Source organism: Natronorubrum halophilum (assembly GCF_003670115.1).
In the GTDB taxonomy this organism is placed as follows: Archaea; Halobacteriota; Halobacteria; order Halobacteriales; family Natrialbaceae; genus Natronorubrum; species Natronorubrum halophilum.
In genome coordinates this window covers 552,522-567,278 of sequence record NZ_QQTY01000003.1, presented here as the reverse complement: position 1 = coordinate 567,278, position 14,757 = coordinate 552,522, and the positions used below count along the sequence as shown (strand labels likewise).

Here is a 14,757-nt window from a genome sequence, read left to right as displayed (position 1 = left end):
ATGAATTCGAGTAGCCACCGAACTGTTCTTCTATACCTGTGGCGTAGTCGTCGTTATGGCGACCGACATCCTCGAGACTGTCGTCGAAATAGTCGCGTCCAACACCGATACTCGGATGCAAACCGAGACGGTACCGATTTCCCGAGTCAAACAGATCGCGAAATACGCGAATATTCCATCGGCCGATACTGAGGACGCGATCAAACGGGCGCTCGAGGACGGACGACTAGAGGAGATCGATGGGCAGTTAAAGCTCGTCGATTTCTAACCTTGTCATCCGAAACTGTGCCCAGCGGCGTCGATATGCGATCGCACACTGCAAACGGACTCATCCGTCGTAAGCGCTAGTTGAGTACAGCTACGTTCGTAAAGTCGTCCAATCACGCGCTTCAATTTTCCGTGTTGAATAGCCGCTGAGTCATACGTAGGGTGGTTCACGGAGCGACTCTATGTCGATGATGGCGGGTTTAAGGCGATTTCACGGAACTGGTAGTACCGTTCAACGTTCGCATGGCATCGCCGAGCGAGCGCTTGGTCGTCGAGGAGGATATCCCGGTCGTCCAACGCTGTGAGTAGTCTACGTGGTTCTACCGTTTCCGTAACCTGTCGGAGGTCCGATTATTTCGAGCCACTCACAACCCTTATGCAGATGACCGCCGTGTTTGACGTATGGTTCTCGATGCTGAACCGCCGAGTCCTCCGTCTCTGGCCGTCGAAGACGCCGAAGAATACGAAATCGACCGCTATCAGCACGAGAAGCTCGCCGAGTATCTCGAACAAGGAGCGTGGGAAGAGGGATTCAGCGAATGGATGCCCGGCACGGATCTCACCGCGACCGAGTACGCGATCGTTCGCGACCTCGACCTCGTCGACGACTTCGAGTTTATCTGGAACGACGACATCGACGAAGTCGATCATCTGGCACCAACTATCCCCGACGATTGGACCGACAGAAACGTCCACCCGGATCTCGATTCGACCGTGACGGTAGATCTGATAGAGACCGAGCTCGACGATCTCGGCGAGATCGTCGCCGACGTCCTTACTGACTACTACATCGATTGGGAGGACGAACAAGACGTCTTCGGACCGCAGTTCAATGCGCAAGACGATAGCCTCTCCGAAGCCGAATACAGCGATCGAGACGAGTTCTTCGAATAGCTCGATACACGTACTCTGTCGACGGCACGTCGAGATCGAAGCCCGTCTGTCGGACATCCAGTTTTCTTCGAGTGGCTCCGTTCGCCCACGCTCCGTTCATCGACATAGCACTGATCCGGAGGCTGCGTTCTTCCAAACTTCCGCGAGAAACGATCTTTCGGGTGCTGCGTTTCTCGCGATCAACTCGGCTATTGGATTTATCTCTCGCGAGTTGGGCTGAGTGAGCGGTTAATGATACCGACCGAAACCACATCGAAAAGTGGTTTCGTACCTTCAAAATACGAGTCGACTGCTTCCATAACTCGTGGATGGGAAGTCAGTCGAGTCTGTGAAGCTGTTGGATAACCCACTCATTGCTACAACCGTCACAGACCGTATCACGCTCTCGAGAGAAACACACCAACTGAAGAGTTCAGAACTAGACCGCGCCTACAGATCGATTACAGGACTATCGTTACAGAGACGATCGTTTTTGACAGAGGGCGATACGAAATCGCCCTCTCTCACTGTTCGGCCTTCACTAACCACGATCGATCAGGCTCCTTCTGACTGTGCTCGCTTCACTTCCTAGAAATACCGACAGACAGGCAATATTATTAGCGTCTAAACACGGCCCACGCCTTATATTCCGCACAGCCCCTAGGGCCTGTCATCGGCTGAGGTTTTTAACAGGACAGACCTTCGAAAAAATGAATTGCAGAACTCGCTTACTGGTTCGACTCATTAATGTTCGACTTTCGAATTCCTCGAGGCAGAACGACACCATAACTGACGCGACTACATATATGATTTTAACCTAAACTATGGTCTTTAGCCCGTATTTACATTCAATAGGCTTATAGCACTCTATTTATGGGGCCCGGCGTAGTTTTAGTGACCGAAAATAAACAATGCCTACCGAGGAACGACGCGGCGCAGAGCTCGATCAGGATGCTCAGACATTGCCGGATGAATTAGTGGCAATGGAGGCACCGGATATCAGCTACCTATCTCCTGAACAGGTTTGTGCACTGCTCGGCGATCTCTTTACACCGGATGTTGAGCCTGAACCGGTCGCCAGGGTTGATGAACGTAAAATACGGGCGGATGCACGGGATATCCGAGTACGAGTTTACGATAGTACGGTCTGGCACCGGTTATGCGACAGAACGAAGCCATTGTGCCGAACTCAAACTTTAGAGGAGTGTTAAATACATAGCATAGATAAATTAATTGATTCTACAATAATACTGATGGTAGAGTTATATACCTACACGTTGAGATTGACTTTGGTCAGTATGACTCGTATTGAAGTTGAAGAGGATGTGGAACTGTTCGTTCGAGACTGGGGGTCGGGTACTCCCGTCGTGTTTGTTCATGGTTGGCCATTGAGCCACATGATGTTCGAATACCAATTCACCCAGCTCCCGAGAGAGGATATTCGGTGTATCGGTATCGATCTCCGTGGCTATGGACAGTCGAGCAAACCGTGGGGGGAATACGATGTCGACGTTTTCGCTGACGATATCAAGTCGGTTCTCGACGAATTGGATGTCGACGATGTAACACTCGTGGGCTTTTCAATGGGCGGCGGGGTCGTCACCCGATATATGAGCCGACATAACGAAGATCACGTAGGGAAACTGGCGCTGCTTGGTGCTGCGAGTCCCGTTCTGACAGAACAGCCAGACTTTCCAGAAGGCATTGATAAAGATACATACGCGGACCTTGCAAAGGAATGCTACCACGACCGAGCAAAAGTAACCGGTGAGTTTACCGATTCGATATTTCATTCTGAGCCGAGCCCTGAGCTGAAAAACTGGGTCCAGAATATGTGTATGGAGTCATCGCCACAAGCGATGGCCGTTTCGATCGAATCGGTCGGTAACATGGATCTTCGTTCTGACCTCGAGGACATCTCCGTTCCGACACTCATCTGTCACGGTGTCCACGACGAGTCTTGTCCATTCGAGCTGACAGCGGAAAAACTCGATGAGGGAATTGCAAATACAGAGCTTGTTCGCTTTGATAAGAGTGGTCATGCACTCTTCTACGATGAGAAAGAGAAACTGAACCAGGAGTTGATGGAATTCAGCAATTGACAACCGCCTACAGGACAGCAATAGACTCACAATTTCCGTTTGAGTGCGCCTTGAAGCTCGAGACACCGTCTCGCGGTCGACATTCGTACCAGTTTGACCGAGATCGGCATCTGCGGGGTTGACGTCGTTCTCCCGGAGTTACCCGTTGATACTCTCCCCCTGATGTTGATTTCTCATCATTCATTTTTATTATCAGCTCTAAAAATTTGGAATGAATACTAATACGCTGCTAGCTGATAAGGATCTTGTATGGCAACCGATACCAACATCAGTGTCCAACTCGTCCGACACGCTACCGTTCTCGTGACCATTAACGATACGACAGTCCTCGTTGATCCGATGTTCGCACCACAAGACGAGATGCCGACTGTGACGGATAACCCCGCGGTTCCAGAATTCCTCACGACAGCGAACCAACGCCGGAATCCGCTCGTTCCGATGCCCGACGTCGATCTCTCCCACGACGCAGTCGCCGTCACCCATCGACATGCCGACCATTTCGACGAGGCGGCGAAATCGGAACTCGAGGCGGATGTTCCCCTCTTTTGCCAGCCTGAAGAGACGGAGGCCTTTACTGACGAGGGGTTCACTGACGTGCGGCCTGTCGACGATCAAATCTCTTTCGACGGCGTAACGATCCACCGGACGCCGGGACGTCACGGGCACGGCGAATTAGCCGAGGGAATGGGACCTGTTTCTGGATTCGTCTTCGAAGCGGATACGACGCTGTACACTGCCGGTGACACGATCTGGTACGACGCGGTCGAACGGACGCTCGACCAGTTTGATCCCGATATGGTCGTTCTCAACGGTGGCGAAGCACAGTTTGAGCAAGGCGACCCCATCACGATGGGCGTCGAAGACATCAACGCCGTCCGTAATGCGACTGACGCGACGGTCGCGGTCGTTCACATGGAGGCTATCAACCACTGTCTCCTCTCGCGCGACGAATTGCGATCGGGGACGGAGGACGTTCTCGTTCCCGAGGATGGTGAACAGTTGACCTCCTCCCGCGCCTAAAGTCGCGGGTGTGCGCTCGCACTATGTATCAACGAACGATGAGAACGTTATCGAGTCCTCGCTGATCTCGATGTGAAGTCCTTGCGCATCGCTCTCTCCATCAGACCATTCGTACGTGCTCTCTGGGCCGTCTTCTACACGAAGGCGAACCTCGACTTGGGAGCCACTAACGACTTCCTCGTACTCCTCGGTGTCTCCGGCAGTGATAGTTGCTGTTTCATCAAGCAACCGTGTGCCGGTAGGTAATCGTGCAACTCGAACGCTGGCGAGTACTGTATCCGATGTCTCGTTCGCGATAGTGATGTCCGTCGTCCCACCGGATCTTGTGCCTAAACACCCAGACAGACCGAGTACCGAAAACGAGAAACCGCCGACGAACGTTCGTCTTCCAGGTGCCACTGCCTAGGAATTTTGTCTCTACTGGAAAGTATTTTCGGGAACCTCACCCAATCGGTGTCTGCGTAGACCTACCCTGTGTTTCGTGGATATCCGCGCATGACGCCCATTTCTCAGGGCGTGATTCGAGGTCGGCGAGACGTGACTCGCAACCGGTGCCCGCCGGTTCGAGACACTTACAGCGCCGCGTACGCTCTTCGGGTGTAGCGCACGCGAGTAGATCGAACAGTTCGTGCATTACTACGACCATCAGAGTCCGCATCAATCACTCGGTGGAAGAACGCCACCTGCCGAAACGTTGGATAATAAATCTGAGGTTCAAAAACACAGGACTTGTTATAATATGGATTTGTGTTAGCAACATCGACGAGTCAAATCTCGCGCCGAAGACTGCTCCAGGGGGTAAGCGCAAGCACAGTTGCTGCAACGGGAATCGCTGGCTGTCTCGGTCGAGGTGGGGGATCACTCGATTCAGTGACTGTCGCGTACGTCCCGATTTATCCGAACATGCAACACTACGTGATGAGACAAGAGGGCTACTATGAGGACATCCCCACGGATGTCACTATCGAGCGGTTCAGTTCCGGGCCGAGCGTCGTCAAGGCGTTCGCTAGCGGAGACGTCAACGTTGCGCTGTTCGGAATCACCCCTGCGATGGTACTCATCGACAAGGGCACTGAGGCCGGTATTCTCGCGGCGAATTCGAAAAACGGCTTCAAGATCATGGCTACAACCGAACTCGTCGACCGATACGAACGGGAGGGACCGGCCACGTTCGAACGGTTCGAGCAGGAGCGCGGACGCAAGATACGATTCGGTGTCCCTCCGGACGGGAGCGTCCCCGATATCGTTCTACGGTACTGGATCCAGGAGGACCTCGACGTTGGTGAGATGGACTCCGTCATCAACAAGTCGAAGGTTCCACCGGCGAAGGCGGTCCAGACGATTCAGTCGGGCGATATCGACGCGACAATCATCCAAGAACCGTTCGCGACGATCATCGACCAGAATGACGGTTTCGGCGAACACGCCTGGTCCGGAGATATCCTGGAAAATCACCCCGTCACGGTACTGTTCGCGAACCAGCAGGTGATCGACGACAGTGAAGTCTCGGAATCGCTGGTCGAGCAACATATTGCGGCAACCGAGTTCACGGCAGCTTCGTCGGATGCGGCCGCTGCTCACGCCGCGTCGGTGATCGGCTCCGGGGTAAGCGAGGATCTCGCCGCGGCAGCGATGGACTCGCAGGCGTCGGATTTCCTCTCGGATCCACACGCGATCACCGACCAAGCCGCGACGATGGGTGAGTTCGTCTCGAACGTCAGAAACGTCGAGGAACCGATCGCGGCCGAGAGCCTGTTTGCGTTCGAACCCTACGACACTATCCGGGAATGAGCACGCGTACTGACACCAGTTCCAACACGGTGGTCGCCGGCAACTTCGAGGGTGACCTGCGGCGGTATCTACGCGGGCTGGGCGGGCTCCTCGCGTTCCTTCTCGTCTGGTGGGTCGGCGCGATGATGACTCAGCCGTCGTATCTGGTGCCGGGCCCCCTCGATTCGGTGCGCGCGTTTGTAGACCTGTTCGCAACCTCGACTGCGATTGTGGTCCCAGTTCTGGGATCGAGTCTGGTGCTGCCGACCGGCCTCGCACACCTGGCACAGACGTTGTTCCACTACGTCCCTGGCCTCCTTCTCGGTGCGAGCTGTGGGATCGGTCTCGGACTGGCGATGGGCTGGAACGGAGCCCTTGACGACTGGCTTCGGCCGCTCGTCCGGGTGCTGCGGCCGATCCCACCGCTGGCATGGATCGTCTTTGCAATCGTCTGGTTCGGCATCCATCACGCCGGCGCGGCGTTCATCGTCTTCGTCGGCGCGTTCTGGATCAACTTCTATGGAGCCTACGGTGGCGTCGAAGGCGTCTCGAGCGAGCTGACCGATGCCGCGTCGACGCTCGGGGTGGAACGCGACCTCGCGATGCTGAAGCTCGTCGCGCTCCCAAGCGCGGCTCCCCAGGTGTTGACGGGGTTCCGGACGAGCATCGGGCGGTGCTGGATGATCGTCGTCGGTGCCGAGTTGTTCGGCGCACCCGGCGTTGGCTACGAGATCATCAACGCCTCGAACAACCTCGCGATGGCGACCAGCGTCGCGTACATGTTCCTGATCAGTCTCGCGTTCCTCTGTATGGACGTCGGGTTTCGACTACTCGAACGGAGGGTCCTCGCGTGGCGATGAGTGAAATATCGTCCGACGAACAGGAGTCCAGCGAGAAGATAACGGTTCGAAGCCTCAGCAAGGCGTACGAATCGACGCAAGCGCTCGAAGACGTCTCCTTTTCGGTTGTAGAGGGCGAGTTCTGCTGTGTCGTCGGTCCGTCCGGCTGTGGGAAGACCACTCTGTTGCGGGCGATCGCCGGTCTCGACGATCCGGACAGTGGCTCGGTTCTCGTTGGCGGGGAGCCGGTCACCGATCCAGGTCTGGATCGAGGAATGGTCTTCCAGGAGTACGCACTGTTCCCCTGGCGAACCGTCCGCGGAAATATTCGATTCGGGCTTGACCGTCCCGCATGTGAGTGCGCGGACTGCGAGGCACGGGTCCGAGAGTTGATCGACCTCGTCGGGCTCGATGGCTTCGAGGACGCCTATCCGAAGGAACTGTCGGGAGGGATGAAACAGCGTGTCGGGATCGCTCGCGCCCTCGCCGTCGATCCAGAGATCCTGTTGATGGACGAACCGTTCGGCAGTGTCGATGCTCGGACGCGCGACCGCCTGCACGCCGAACTACTCGATATCTGGACACAGACCGGTCAGACCGTCGTGTTCGTCACGCATGACATCGACGAAGCGGTGACGCTGGCTGATCGCGTGGTCATCATGGATTCCGACCCTGGAACCGTTCGGACGACCGTCTCTATCGACTTAGAGCGCCCGCGCGAACGGACAGATCACGACTTCGTCGATTACGTCGCAAGAATCAGAAATAGTTTCAGCCGGCTCTATTAAACCTCGAGACGGTGACGGGATTCAACGCGGAGTCGTCCAGTTGATGTTGTAGACGGAGGCGACGAGGACTCGCTGATTGTAGCGATCAGCGTCTCGTTTACCACTGTGCACGTAATCGGTCGGCGGTATTCGCAACCGAAACGGATTACTGACGTTCATCGTCCGTTTCTTTCCAATGGCCAGGCTCCACGTCGTGGATCTCTCCCTTCGCCTCGCGTTTGCGAGGCCAGAACGCAACTAAAAGGACTGCGATATAAAACAAAGCTATCACTATTGCGACGGCCAGGCCAGGGATTCCCGGGAGCTCCGCGGCTTCAGTCCACTGTGCTTCGGGGGTAAAGAGAGTGATCTTGGAGACCCAGGCGACCCCGACGACGATAAAGAGTAACGCGTACACCCGACGGACCCGACGAGACAGGGCTTCGAGGTACGAAACCTTGAACGTCGGTTGACGGAGGTCGTCGGCGATCTCTTCTCTCCAGTTCGGATGGTGTTCGACGCCCGCGGGATCGAAGGCGTTTGCGAAGGTGTTCTCCTGGACGAACCGGACTCGAGACCGCCACACGTCATAGAATCGATAGCGTCGGACTTCGAAAAAGAGGAACATAGCCAGCAGTATCAGCCCGATTAGCAGGAGGTACGCTGGCATGTCCTCACTTGCGAACACGACCGAGAGCAAGGCGGCGATAAGGGTGATCGCCCAGTCGGTTGTTCGGTCGAGGCGATCCTGTGCGCTTACCGCCTGACTCACACTGCCTCGATAAAAATGCGGGAGGAGCGAGAGGAACGTTTCCGGATCAGTGCCGGCATCGGCCGCAACCTCCTCGTCTTGCGTCTCGAGGCGATCAGATGTATCGTCCATGTCAGTTCCACGCTTCCGACCGGGATAACGTGCTCTATACACTCGGTAGAGTTAACAAAGTATCATCTTTTCTGTGATAAGTTTCAGCGTTCAGTACGCGGGCTCTATCGTGAATAGGACTAATCTGCGTGAGGGTTCAAGTCGTCGATGAACGATAGCACTGCGGCAACGAAGAGGTCAGGCGCGGTGTTCATGGCGACGTGTTCCTGGCCCTCCAGGACGACGATTCGGCTGTCCGAGAGTGCGTCGGCGACCATCTCTACCGCGTCCTTGAACCAGCGTGGGCTCTCTCCACCCATCAGCAACAGCGTCGGCGCCGTCATCTGCTCGAACCGGGCGGGATCGAAGTGATAATTGTCGGGCGCCCGCGTCTCGCGAGACGCGGTGTGGGCGGCGTCTACACGGTCTTGCCAATTCGGCGCCGCCCGAAGCGCGTCGATCTGTGCCGATGGGATGTCAGCGATTTCGTTCAAGAAGAGGACGAGTGCCTGTTCGTCTTCGCCCCCGTCAAGCAACGACGCCATCTCCGCGAGTTCGTCTTCCTGGGAGATCTCGTGGCCGCCGACCGGAATCGGTGGCTCGTACAGGACGAGCGCCCGAAGGTTGTCAGTCCGCAGGGACGCCTCTAGGGAACAGAGCGCCCCGTAGGAGTGCCCAAGCAGGACGACGGTTTCGTCGATCGAATCGACGACTGCAGCTACGTCTTCGAACTCGCGTTTCAGGTCGTACTTCGCGGCGTCACCGCTCTCACCGCGGCCACGCCGGTCGAGTGCGTAGACGGTGAAGTATTCTTCAAAAGCGGAAAGAACTGGTTCCCATCGGGTGTGGTCCGCGGTCGTTCCGTGGACGAGCACGAACGGAGGCCCACTTCCCGATCGTTCGAACGCGATCGATGTGCCATCCGCTGACGTGACTGTTTCCATCTTTCCTCGGTTCCGGTACGTTAGCAAACTATGTGGCTCTTCCGCACACGTGGGTGAACAGGTTCGGCAGAGAAAATCCATCAGTAACGTTACCGGAACTCCTGTACGAACGCAAACACCTCCTCGACGAAGCGGTTTGGCGCAGTATTCATAGCCACGTGTCCCTGTCCCTCTAGCACCGAAATTCGGCTATTCGGGAGCGTTTCGTGAAACTGTTCTGCCACGTCTTTACTCCATTGTGGGCTCTCACCACCGACTAACAATAACGTCGGTGTGGTCATGTCTACAAACCGTTCAGGCTCGAACGCGTAGGATACGGGTGCCCGGTATTCTCGGGGCAATGTAGGGGCCTCCTCCACCCGGGCTGCCCAGTTCGGCGCTGCCCTGAGGTCATTGATCCGTGACTCCGGCAGATTGACGACCTCACGCAGAAACAGTAGGAGTGCCTGTTCGTTCTCGCCGTTCGCTACCAGCGCCTCCAACTCTTCATTCATCTCCTCGGAGTAGAGATGTTCTTCTTCCCAGGGCCCGGCAGGTTCGTATATGATGAGACTACGCAAATTGTCGGTTCTCAGGGCCGCCTCCAGCACGCAGAGCCCGCCGTGAGAATGCCCGAAGAGGTGTACTGGCTCGTCGATAGCGTTCACAACTGCGGCTACGTCCTCGAACTCTCGTTCAAGCGCGTACTCTTCGATGTCGCCACTCTCGCCGTGTCCACGGCGATCCATGGCATAGACGGTTGTGTGTTCTGCGAGCCTAGGCCGGACATCAAACAGTTCCCATCGTGCGTGATTGCTGGCCATCCCATGCACCAATACCAGGGGAGGCCCGCTTCCCGTTCGTTCAAAGGCAACCGGTGTTCCATCTGCTGAGGTGACTGTTTCCATGCTAATCGGAGAGCGTATGTACGCTCCGAGAGGCGTTAACTCCCCACATGCAAAAGAACAAAATTTGTGCGATATGAGTTATGAATTCAGCACGATTGTCGAAACCCATAACCGTTTGAGGGTTTCAGCAAGGCCATCAATTTCAAAAGAGTATTCCCTCCTAACGCGGGACGGAAGCTCTTGTGGTCACGTCTAGGTGGATGTCACAGAGAACCCCAACTGCAATTCGGGATTATACATTTTTCGTCCCGTTATTTCAGTTCCCTGAGTGGATGTGAACCGAACGCTTAAGAATCTGTCAAAGGTGTGTGTTAACATGGCAATGTATCGGTTCCGCGGAAACAGTCGATGGGTTCGATCGCAGCCACTCGAGCACGAGGCTCCGGGAGGGACACCGGCTCCCAACACGTTCCCGGGACAGCGAGCGGGTGACGCCTGTGAGCGGTATTCGTCGCACGGAGATCGGCAAACGCCGATAATTCGACACAGACGAGGGACCGAACCGTGAGCCTCATTTCGGATATCAGTATCGATCATCCGGATCTCGCGTTGGCGCCGACGATTCGCGAGTATCCGGACGCACGAATCGAAGTCGTGAGCCATTCGACGACGGACCCTGAGACGGGGCGGTTCTTTTTCGTCGTCAGCGGCGTCGACGAAACGTTCGATCGGGCGCTCGAGCAGGACCACACGGTCGCGTGGTGGACGCTCGTCGACGAGTCCGGTTCGAATCGGATCTATCAACTGCGCCACACCGAGCGGACGAAGCTGATTTCGACCAAGACGATCGAACTCAACGGCATTCTCCTCGAGTGCGTGAGCAACAGCCGCGGGTGGGACGTCCGGCTTCACTTGCCGGATCGGAACGCGCTGGCCGACCTCTGTGCGTACTGCGAGCGGGAAGGATACGCGTTCGAGCTTCATCGCATGTTTCGACAGGACGAGTGGACGAGGGGCGTCGCCGCGGAACTCACCGACGAACAGTACGACGCGATCATGGCGGCGTACGAGGAGGGATACTTCGAGGAGCCGCGCGAGATATCGCTCGAGGACCTCGCCGCCCGGCTCGATATCTCGCCTACCGCCGCCGGCGGTCGAATCCGTCGCGGCACCGAACAACTGATTCGGGCGACGCTCGCTCGAGAACACCAGTGACGGCAAAACGGGCTCGAACACGCCAGCGACGGCGGAACGGGGTTGACGGCGAGCGGTCACACGACTGCGACGTGATCGTCCCGCGGTTCGTAGAGCGCGCCGGTGAGACGCACGTCCCGGATCGATTCGAGGGTCTCACCGATGGTGGCTCCCCGATCGCTCATCGCGGCGGCGACGATCCCGACCGGGACGCCCTCGTCGTAGTGGGTCTCGAGTTTGACGACGACGCACTCGAGGTCGTCCGCGGCGGGAAGCTCGAACGCGACGTCGGCTCGCGTCCAGACGAGTTCGTGGCTCGTGTGTCGACTGTGGCGGCGGTAGAATTCGATCAGTTCGTTCGGTGATTCGGCCGCTTTCGTGACGCCACAGTCCGAACAGGTGGCTTCGAACGCGTGCGAGTGGTGTCGGCTCATGACTCAGAAGCGGTCGATCGCGGTCACGCCTCGTAGGCCTCCTGTGCGAGCAAGTGCAGCCTGTGGACGGTGTGTTCGTTCGGCCCGAGCTGTGCCTGTGCGATGGCGCCCGACTCGAGTCCGCGTTGCTGTCGTTCGACCAGTTCGAAGTCTTCTTCCTGGAGCTGTCGGCTCGTTCGGACGAACTCCGCCTCCTCGTCGCTCAGCTCCGAATCCTGGAAGTAGTAGTCGGCGACGAGCTGGAACCGGTTTTCGTCGATCGGGTCGATGATGTAGGTGCCGTACCCGTTGGCGGTGCCGTACATATTGACGGTGAAGTTTGGCCAGAAGTAGTAGAACTTCGCCTCGTGCTCGTCGTGGATGCGCACCTCGTCGTCGACGTCCTCTTTGTGTTTGTAGTGGAGCACCCAGTGGTAGTCGTCGACCTCGAGTTCCGAATCCATCAGTTCGAGGCCCTCGACCCACTCCTGGTGGTTCGCTTGACAGTGATCGCACTCCGAGTAGTTCCCGCCGAAGACCTTCCAGTTACACTCGACCTCGGAGACGTATCGCCTCGCGAGTTGGTACTCGCCCAGCGGAAGCGCCTCGAGTTCGTCTTTCATCGCTCCGGCCTGTTCCTCGAGCGACAGCGGCGGATCATCGTGGAGATTGACGAAGACGAACGGGCCGATTCGGTCGGAGCGAACTTCCAGAAGGGCGTTTCGATCGGCATCGAGTTCGGCGACCTCCCCGTCCTCGAGATCCGGGTTCAACCGGGCGTCTTCGAAGCTCTTGGGCGTATTCGTGAGCGATCCGTCGAGGTCGTACGTCCAGAGGTGGTAAGGACAGCGGATGCGTCGCGCGTTGCCGGGGTCGGTCATCGGCGTCTCCTCGACCATCGCGGAGCCGCGGTGGGCGCAGACGTTGTAGTACGCCCGAACCTCGCCCTCGTGGTCGCGAACGACGATGAGTTCGCTGTCGCCGATGGTTCGGGTGAAGTGGTCGCCCGGTTCGGGCACGCAGTTCGCGTGACCAGCGTAGATCCAGTACCGTCCGAACACCTTCTCTTTTTCCATCTCATGGACCTCGCGATCGGTGAAGTACTGCGCCGGGAGTGCGTTCGTCTCGTCGGTGATATCTTCGCTGACGCGTTCGACTTCGTCGAGACCGTTGTTCCACCTGGTCATGAGTATATGCCATGTGTTGTCGTACCAGTCAATAAGGCTTGATCGCAGGTAGTGAGGACGTATAAGTACCGTTTGTCGGACCGAACGGAACGGGGATACGGGAGGATGGCGACCACCAAGGAGGGGGTTCTGCGAGTACTACTTGAGTATCGCAGGTGACACGGGCAAACCATCAAGGGGGCCGTTATCGAACCCGTGTGGAGTATGGGAACACCTGACGATCAATACGACGTGATCGTGATCGGCGTCGGTGGGATGGGAAGCGCGACGACCGCCCATCTGGCTCGACGCGGACTCGACGTGCTGGGGCTCGAGCGGTACGATATTCCCCACACGAGCGGTTCGTCCCACGGCATCACGCGGATCATTCGACGTGCTTACTACGAACACCCCTCCTACATTCCGCTCGTCGAACGAGCCTACGAACTCTGGGACGACCTCGCCGAACGAACGGGACGAGACGTTATCCACCGAACGGGATCGATCGACGCCGGGGCCGAGGACGACATCGTCTTCGGGGGCTCGCTCGAATCGTGCGAGCGGTACGATATCCCGCACGAAGTGCTCACGAGCCGCGAGGTGACCGAACGCTTTCCGGGCTATCAGTTACCCGAGGACCACCTGGCGGTCTATCAGCCCGACGGCGGGTTCGTCGTCCCGGAACAGGCGATCGTCGCACACGTCGAGCAAGCGCAGGCAGCCGGCGGCGAGATCCGCGCCCGCGAACGGGTCGACGGGTGGACGGACACGGCTGACGGCGGCGTCCGCGTCGAGACGGATAGGGGAACCTACGAAGCCGCAAAGCTCGTGCTCGCCGCCGGCGCGTGGAACGCCAAATTCGCGGACGCGCTCGAGGGGCTCGCCGTCCCCGAGCGCCAGGTGCTCGCGTGGTTCCAGCCGGAGACGCCGTCGCGGTTCGAACCGGATCAGTTCCCGGTGTGGAACCTGAGCGTTCCCGAGGGCCGGTTCTACGGGCTGCCGATCTACGACGTACCGGGGATGAAACTCGGCCGCTACCACCACCGCGACGAGCGGGTCGATCCCGACGACTACGAGACCGACCCCCAGCCCGAGGACGAGCGCATCCTCCGGGAGTTCGCCGAGAACTACTTCCCCGAGGGCGCCGGGCCGACGATGCGCCTCGCCACCTGCATGTTCACGAACTCGCCGGACGAACACTTCATACTCGATACGCTTCCCGACTACCCGCAAGTGGTCGTCGGCGCCGGCTTCTCCGGGCACGGGTTCAAGTTCGCCAGCGCGATCGGTGAAGTGCTCGCGGACCTCGCGACGGAGAGAGAGACCGAGCATTCCATCGAGATGTTCTCGCTCGAGCGCTTCGACGAGTAGTCGTCTCGGCAAAGACGCTGATCCGGAGCGACGCTGGCTGATCGATGTGATTACGAACTCAGCGCAGTGACGACGTCTTCGACGGCGAACAATCGCAGATCGTCCCGTTCTTCAGCGGCCTCCTCGACGGCCGGCGTGAAGCCGCTTCGGGAGAACAACGCGTATTCGTGCGTCCGTTCTCCGCCTCCGGTCGGCGTCCAGCGAAGCTCTTCGACGTGGGATTTGAGTTTCGAGAACGCATCGTAGCCAAGCGATGACCGCTGGAATGTACACTCACCGGTGATCGAGACGTGTTGATCGATCAGTCGCAATCGGGAAAGCCGGTTCAAGCACTTTGAGAGT

General features: G+C 57.6%; 15 protein-coding genes. 9 read left to right on the top strand and 6 right to left on the bottom strand.

Annotated features, from left to right (window positions below):
- Positions 1-55: 55 nt before the first annotated feature.
- From DWB23_RS14750 to DWB23_RS14715, 7 genes are all read left to right on the top strand, one after another.
- Positions 56-268: a hypothetical protein gene (locus tag DWB23_RS14750; protein WP_121743558.1), complete on the top strand. Its 213-nt coding sequence runs from the start codon at positions 56-58 to the stop codon at positions 266-268.
- Positions 269-669: 401 nt separating this feature from the next.
- Positions 670-1,161 carry a hypothetical protein gene (locus tag DWB23_RS14745; protein ID WP_121743557.1) on the top strand — a complete coding sequence of 164 codons (492 nt, stop codon included), beginning with the start codon at positions 670-672 and terminating at the stop codon, positions 1,159-1,161.
- Between the two features lie 1,277 nt (positions 1,162-2,438).
- Complete coding sequence (locus DWB23_RS14740) at positions 2,439-3,242, top strand: alpha/beta fold hydrolase (RefSeq protein ID WP_121743690.1); 804 nt, start codon at positions 2,439-2,441, stop codon at positions 3,240-3,242.
- Between the two features lie 249 nt (positions 3,243-3,491).
- Complete coding sequence (locus DWB23_RS14735) at positions 3,492-4,262, top strand: MBL fold metallo-hydrolase (RefSeq protein WP_121743556.1); 771 nt, start codon at positions 3,492-3,494, stop codon at positions 4,260-4,262.
- 870 nt (positions 4,263-5,132) lie between these two features.
- Positions 5,133-6,053 (top strand): ABC transporter substrate-binding protein, encoded by a 921-nt coding sequence (locus DWB23_RS14725; RefSeq protein WP_121743554.1) that lies wholly within the window; start codon positions 5,133-5,135, stop codon positions 6,051-6,053.
- Positions 6,050-6,892 (top strand): ABC transporter permease, encoded by an 843-nt coding sequence (locus DWB23_RS14720; RefSeq protein ID WP_121743553.1) that lies wholly within the window; start codon positions 6,050-6,052, stop codon positions 6,890-6,892. The genes DWB23_RS14725 and DWB23_RS14720 overlap by 4 nt, the downstream gene beginning before the upstream one ends.
- Positions 6,883-7,659 carry an ABC transporter ATP-binding protein gene (locus DWB23_RS14715; RefSeq protein ID WP_121743552.1) on the top strand — a complete coding sequence of 259 codons (777 nt, stop codon included), beginning with the start codon at positions 6,883-6,885 and terminating at the stop codon, positions 7,657-7,659. The genes DWB23_RS14720 and DWB23_RS14715 overlap by 10 nt, the downstream gene beginning before the upstream one ends.
- Positions 7,660-7,804: 145 nt before the next feature.
- On the opposite strand, the gene DWB23_RS14710 is transcribed toward DWB23_RS14715, so the two are convergent.
- The 3 genes from DWB23_RS14710 to DWB23_RS14700 all read right to left on the bottom strand — a co-directional run bounded on the left by DWB23_RS14710 (position 7,805) and on the right by DWB23_RS14700 (position 10,331).
- Entirely contained in the window at positions 7,805-8,521 is a 717-nt protein-coding gene (locus DWB23_RS14710) for a DUF2270 domain-containing protein (protein WP_121743551.1), read from the bottom strand.
- A 119-nt stretch (positions 8,522-8,640) separates the two neighbouring features.
- Positions 8,641-9,444: an alpha/beta fold hydrolase gene (locus DWB23_RS14705; RefSeq protein WP_121743550.1), complete on the bottom strand. Its 804-nt coding sequence runs from the start codon at positions 9,442-9,444 to the stop codon at positions 8,641-8,643.
- 89 nt (positions 9,445-9,533) lie between these two features.
- A complete protein-coding gene (locus DWB23_RS14700; RefSeq protein WP_121743549.1) occupies positions 9,534-10,331 on the bottom strand; it encodes an alpha/beta fold hydrolase in 798 nt (265 codons plus the stop codon).
- Positions 10,332-10,835: 504 nt separating this feature from the next.
- Here DWB23_RS14700 and DWB23_RS14695 point away from each other — a divergent pair.
- Positions 10,836-11,486: a helix-turn-helix domain-containing protein gene (locus DWB23_RS14695; protein ID WP_121743548.1), complete on the top strand. Its 651-nt coding sequence runs from the start codon at positions 10,836-10,838 to the stop codon at positions 11,484-11,486.
- Between the two features lie 56 nt (positions 11,487-11,542).
- Here DWB23_RS14695 and DWB23_RS14690 read toward each other — a convergent pair whose 3' ends face one another.
- Positions 11,543-11,899, bottom strand: a complete 357-nt coding sequence (locus DWB23_RS14690) for a hypothetical protein (protein WP_121743547.1) — start codon at positions 11,897-11,899, stop codon at positions 11,543-11,545.
- 23 nt (positions 11,900-11,922) lie between these two features.
- A complete protein-coding gene (locus DWB23_RS14685; RefSeq protein WP_121743546.1) occupies positions 11,923-13,065 on the bottom strand; it encodes an aromatic ring-hydroxylating oxygenase subunit alpha in 1,143 nt (380 codons plus the stop codon).
- A gap of 204 nt (positions 13,066-13,269) precedes the next feature.
- Here DWB23_RS14685 and solA point away from each other — a divergent pair, with 204 nt between their 5' ends.
- Entirely contained in the window at positions 13,270-14,415 is a 1,146-nt protein-coding gene (gene solA / locus DWB23_RS14680; RefSeq protein WP_121743545.1) for an N-methyl-L-tryptophan oxidase, read from the top strand.
- 50 nt (positions 14,416-14,465) lie between these two features.
- Here the strand turns inward: solA and DWB23_RS14675 are convergent, their stop codons facing one another.
- Complete coding sequence (locus DWB23_RS14675; RefSeq protein ID WP_238717454.1) at positions 14,466-14,744, bottom strand: hypothetical protein; 279 nt, start codon at positions 14,742-14,744, stop codon at positions 14,466-14,468.
- Between the last annotated feature and the right edge of the window lie 13 nt (positions 14,745-14,757).

Excerpts from the sequence above, each read along its gene's own strand:
- DWB23_RS14750 (WP_121743558.1), top strand. The coding sequence starts at position 56 with ATGGCGACCGACATCCTCGAGACTGTCGTCGAAATAGTCGCGTCCAAC.
- DWB23_RS14745 (WP_121743557.1), top strand. The coding sequence starts at position 670 with ATGGTTCTCGATGCTGAACCGCCGAGTCCTCCGTCTCTGGCCGTCGAA.
- DWB23_RS14740 (WP_121743690.1), top strand. The coding sequence starts at position 2,439 with ATGACTCGTATTGAAGTTGAAGAGGATGTGGAACTGTTCGTTCGAGAC.
- DWB23_RS14735 (WP_121743556.1), top strand. The coding sequence starts at position 3,492 with ATGGCAACCGATACCAACATCAGTGTCCAACTCGTCCGACACGCTACC.
- DWB23_RS14720 (WP_121743553.1), top strand. The coding sequence starts at position 6,050 with ATGAGCACGCGTACTGACACCAGTTCCAACACGGTGGTCGCCGGCAAC.
- DWB23_RS14710 (WP_121743551.1), bottom strand. The coding sequence starts at position 8,521 with ATGGACGATACATCTGATCGCCTCGAGACGCAAGACGAGGAGGTTGCG.
- DWB23_RS14705 (WP_121743550.1), bottom strand. The coding sequence starts at position 9,444 with ATGGAAACAGTCACGTCAGCGGATGGCACATCGATCGCGTTCGAACGA.
- DWB23_RS14700 (WP_121743549.1), bottom strand. The coding sequence starts at position 10,331 with ATGGAAACAGTCACCTCAGCAGATGGAACACCGGTTGCCTTTGAACGA.
- DWB23_RS14690 (WP_121743547.1), bottom strand. The coding sequence starts at position 11,899 with ATGAGCCGACACCACTCGCACGCGTTCGAAGCCACCTGTTCGGACTGT.
- DWB23_RS14685 (WP_121743546.1), bottom strand. The coding sequence starts at position 13,065 with ATGACCAGGTGGAACAACGGTCTCGACGAAGTCGAACGCGTCAGCGAA.
- solA (WP_121743545.1), top strand. The coding sequence starts at position 13,270 with ATGGGAACACCTGACGATCAATACGACGTGATCGTGATCGGCGTCGGT.